This is a genomic window from Microbacterium sp. NPDC028030 (assembly GCF_040637855.1).
In the GTDB taxonomy this organism is placed as follows: Bacteria; Actinomycetota; Actinomycetes; order Actinomycetales; family Microbacteriaceae; genus Microbacterium.
In genome coordinates this window covers 1-2999 of sequence record NZ_JBEZXF010000007.1, presented here as the reverse complement: position 1 = coordinate 2999, position 2999 = coordinate 1, and the positions used below count along the sequence as shown (strand labels likewise).

Genomic DNA, 2999 nt, shown 5'->3' with positions numbered 1-2999 from the left:
CGGAAATCGAACGGAACGGACCCCTCCGGCCCGAATACACCCACCCTACGAGACCCCACACACCACCGTCGATGGGCACAACTCCCCATCCACCCACCCGCGGGCGGGATCAGCGGCGGACGAACACGGACCGGATCCGCACCCACACCGGATCCGCCTCCGACAAGCCGGAGACGAGATGCATGACTCCCCCGACCTGCCCGAGGCCTGCCACCAGTGCGATCACTCCGATGGCAGCCGAGGCCGCCGTCATCGAGGTGACTCCGGCTCCCAGATCACGGACGAACAGGGCGATGCCGCCGACGGCGACCAGCAGGGCGAGGGTCGCCGAGACGAGCCGCACGAAGACGCGAGGTTCGAAGTTCGCGGTGCGCGCCCGGAGCCAGCCACCCGCGCGGCGCTGACGTCCGCCTGTCGTGTACGGCAGGCGGAGCCACCAGGAGGCGGCCGACAGGATCCGCCGGCCGCTCCACCACAGCGCGACCAGGACGGCGAGTCCGGCCAGTGCGACGATCACCGCGATCACGATCACTGCCAGGTCGACCGGAGCGAGCGACCCGCCCAGCATCCGCACGGCTTCGATCATCCCCGCCGTGACGAACGCGCCGCCGATCGCCAGCGTGAAACCCAGGAGGCCCAGAGCCCAGCGCGACCAGCGCTCGAAGTCCGTCCGCAGCACGGCGGCTGCGCGATCCGCATCCACCGGACGGGCGTCCTGCGTGCGCGCCGCATCGATGAGGGGTCGCGACTCGGGTCGGATCAGCGCAAAAGCCATGGGACCCAGGTTATTCGCCGTCCAGCGGCGCCTCGAACCGCGCCCCCTCGGGGAGCTGCGGCTCGACGCCATCGGGAAGGTACTGCGTCATCGACAGCGCGAACGCCGTCAGCACCGTGAGCTCCTGACGCTGCGCCGGATCCGAGCACATGCCCATGATGAGGACAGTGCCGGCATCGTCGGGCAACCGGATCTCGCCGACCGTCATCACCGCGTCGACGCCGCCCCGCGACACCAGGCCGCTGGACACCGTGCCCACGCGATCGTCCGGCGAGGTGAAGGTCTCGGCCGTGCTGTCGCTCCCGAACCGGCCCAGTGGGAGCAGCCGGTGCAGAGCAGCGGAATCCGCCACCTCGTCGGCCGTCGTGGCCACGACGTTCGTGCACAGGAACGACACGGCCGGCCGTTCGCCCAGCACGATCGACACACCGGCGAAGTCGAACGGCACATCGGAGAACATGCGGACCCCCGCATGGAACCCCTCCGTGATCGATGCGCGCGCCTCGTCCGGGAGCCATCCCTCGCCGCTCTCCAGGTACCGGTCGATCCACTCCTGCGGCGAACGGTCACCGAGGGCTCGGAACTCGATCCACCCCTGCGGCATCCGCTGCCACACCCGATGCCGAGACTGCTGCGCGGCGGTCACAGCTCGTCGTCCGTCTTCGGACCGTCACCGCGGATCGTGTTCGCCGCCCGCTCGGCGAGGTTCTGCCACGGGCCCCCCAGGCTCTCGACGAAGCTCTGGCCGTTGTCATGCGCATCCTTGGCGGACGACATCATCCAGTAGGTGTTCGCGACCATGTTGCTCATGTTGATGTTGAGCGTCACCGCCAGGGTTCCCGCGGCCGTGCCACCACCCGCCAGGGCCGGTGTCATCCGCTGGATCGACGGGACCAGCACCGCACCACCCGGGCCGATCAGCGACTTCGCGGCCGCGCCGAGCGCACCGCCCGCGAGCAGCCCGAGGGCTCCCACCGCGAAGTCCGTCCACGAGCCGCGGCCGGTGAGGGCCTGGAGCCCGTCGATGGCCACGAGGGCGATCGACATGATCAGTGCCACGGTGCCGAGCACCGGGATGAAGATCGAGAGGATCGCGATGATCGGCAGCGCCGCCCGGAGGATGTCCTCCAGGATCGGCACGACGTTGTCCATGAGCCACTCGCCGGCGTCGGCCAGCCAGTCGCCCGCGCCCTCGAGGAAGTTGGAGAACGCGTTGCCCTTGTACGCGCTGAGCGTCTCGCTCGCACCGACCAGCTGCTGCGCCGCCACGGCCGCATCCGTGTCGACGTCGGTCTTGAGCCGGTGCGCGGCGGCGACGATGTCGTCGAGTTCGCCCTGGGCGGTCGCGAGGGCGCTGGAGACTGCCGAGAGCGCATCGGGGTCGGCATCCTCGGCGTCGGCATCCTCGGTGGCCTTCGCCTTGCTGCTGACGCTCGCGGCGGCGACGGCGGCCTGCTCCTCGAGCTCCCGCGCGCGAGCCTGGTACCCCGACAACTGGGTGACCCAGGCGCTGAGCGCATCGCGCGACGTCCGCAGCGCGGACCCCGTGTCCGTCAGGTGCGGACGGAAGTCCTCGCTCATCGCTGCGCGGAAGGCGACGGCCGCCTCACCGCTCCAGGCCGCGTCGTCATCCCCGTTGAGCATCGCCAGCGCGTCGTCGACGCTGTCGCACCCGGAGGAGAGACCGAGGACGAAGTCCTCGAGCTGCCCGATGTCGCCGGGGGCCGGATCGAATCCCAGGGCGGGGAACGCGCTCACGATGCTGCTCCGCCCTCGGGCTCCATGCTCGCGGCGAGCTCGGAGTCGAGTCCCTGGAAGGCTTCGAGGATGCCCTGCAAGCCCTTGCCGGCATCCTCGGCGTAGCGGCCGAGCTTGTCGAGGCCGCCGCCCCACGAGTCGTGGAGGTCTTCGAGGCGTCGCCGCAGCTCGTCTTGCGGAACGGCAGCACCGGAGACGTCTCCGAGGCCGCTGGTCGCCGCGTCGAGCGATGAACGCATGTTCGCGTACGCCGTGCGGCTCGCCTCCATCGCGGCGTAGTCGATACTCACATCAGACATGGTGTCCCCCCTCGGTCGAGTCGAAACAGGGGCGTCGACTCACGGTCGACGCCCCTCTTCGAGAAGCTGTGCGTGTCAGCTGCCGGCGAGCTGCTGATCCAGGTCCTGGATCGCCCGCATCATCCCGAGCAGCGACTCCGACATGTCGTTGATACCATCGACCGCCG

The 2999-nt window shown here is 70.0% G+C and carries 4 protein-coding genes; all 4 read right to left on the bottom strand.

Annotated elements, in window-relative coordinates:
* Positions 1-109: 109 nt before the first annotated feature.
* The 4 genes from AB0E56_RS19470 to AB0E56_RS19455 are packed head-to-tail and all read right to left on the bottom strand — an operon-like array spanning position 110 to position 2832.
* The gene (locus AB0E56_RS19470; RefSeq protein WP_359801761.1) at positions 110-775 is read right to left on the bottom strand and encodes a hypothetical protein; all 666 of its coding nucleotides are present in this window, start codon (positions 773-775) and stop codon (positions 110-112) included.
* A 10-nt stretch (positions 776-785) separates the two neighbouring features.
* On the bottom strand, positions 786-1421 hold the full coding sequence (locus AB0E56_RS19465) for a hypothetical protein (RefSeq protein ID WP_359801759.1): 636 nt from the start codon (positions 1419-1421) through the stop codon (positions 786-788).
* Complete coding sequence (locus AB0E56_RS19460) at positions 1418-2533, bottom strand: hypothetical protein (RefSeq protein ID WP_359801758.1); 1116 nt, start codon at positions 2531-2533, stop codon at positions 1418-1420. Before AB0E56_RS19460 ends, AB0E56_RS19465 begins: the two co-directional genes overlap by 4 nt.
* The gene (locus AB0E56_RS19455) at positions 2530-2832 is read right to left on the bottom strand and encodes a hypothetical protein (protein ID WP_359801756.1); all 303 of its coding nucleotides are present in this window, start codon (positions 2830-2832) and stop codon (positions 2530-2532) included. The genes AB0E56_RS19460 and AB0E56_RS19455 overlap by 4 nt, the downstream gene beginning before the upstream one ends.
* Positions 2833-2999: the final 167 nt, after the last annotated feature.

Coding starts and splice junctions, on each gene's coding strand:
- AB0E56_RS19470 (WP_359801761.1), bottom strand. CDS start 775: ATGGCTTTTGCGCTGATCCGACCCGAGTCGCGACCCCTCATCGATGCG.
- AB0E56_RS19455 (WP_359801756.1), bottom strand. CDS start 2,832: ATGTCTGATGTGAGTATCGACTACGCCGCGATGGAGGCGAGCCGCACG.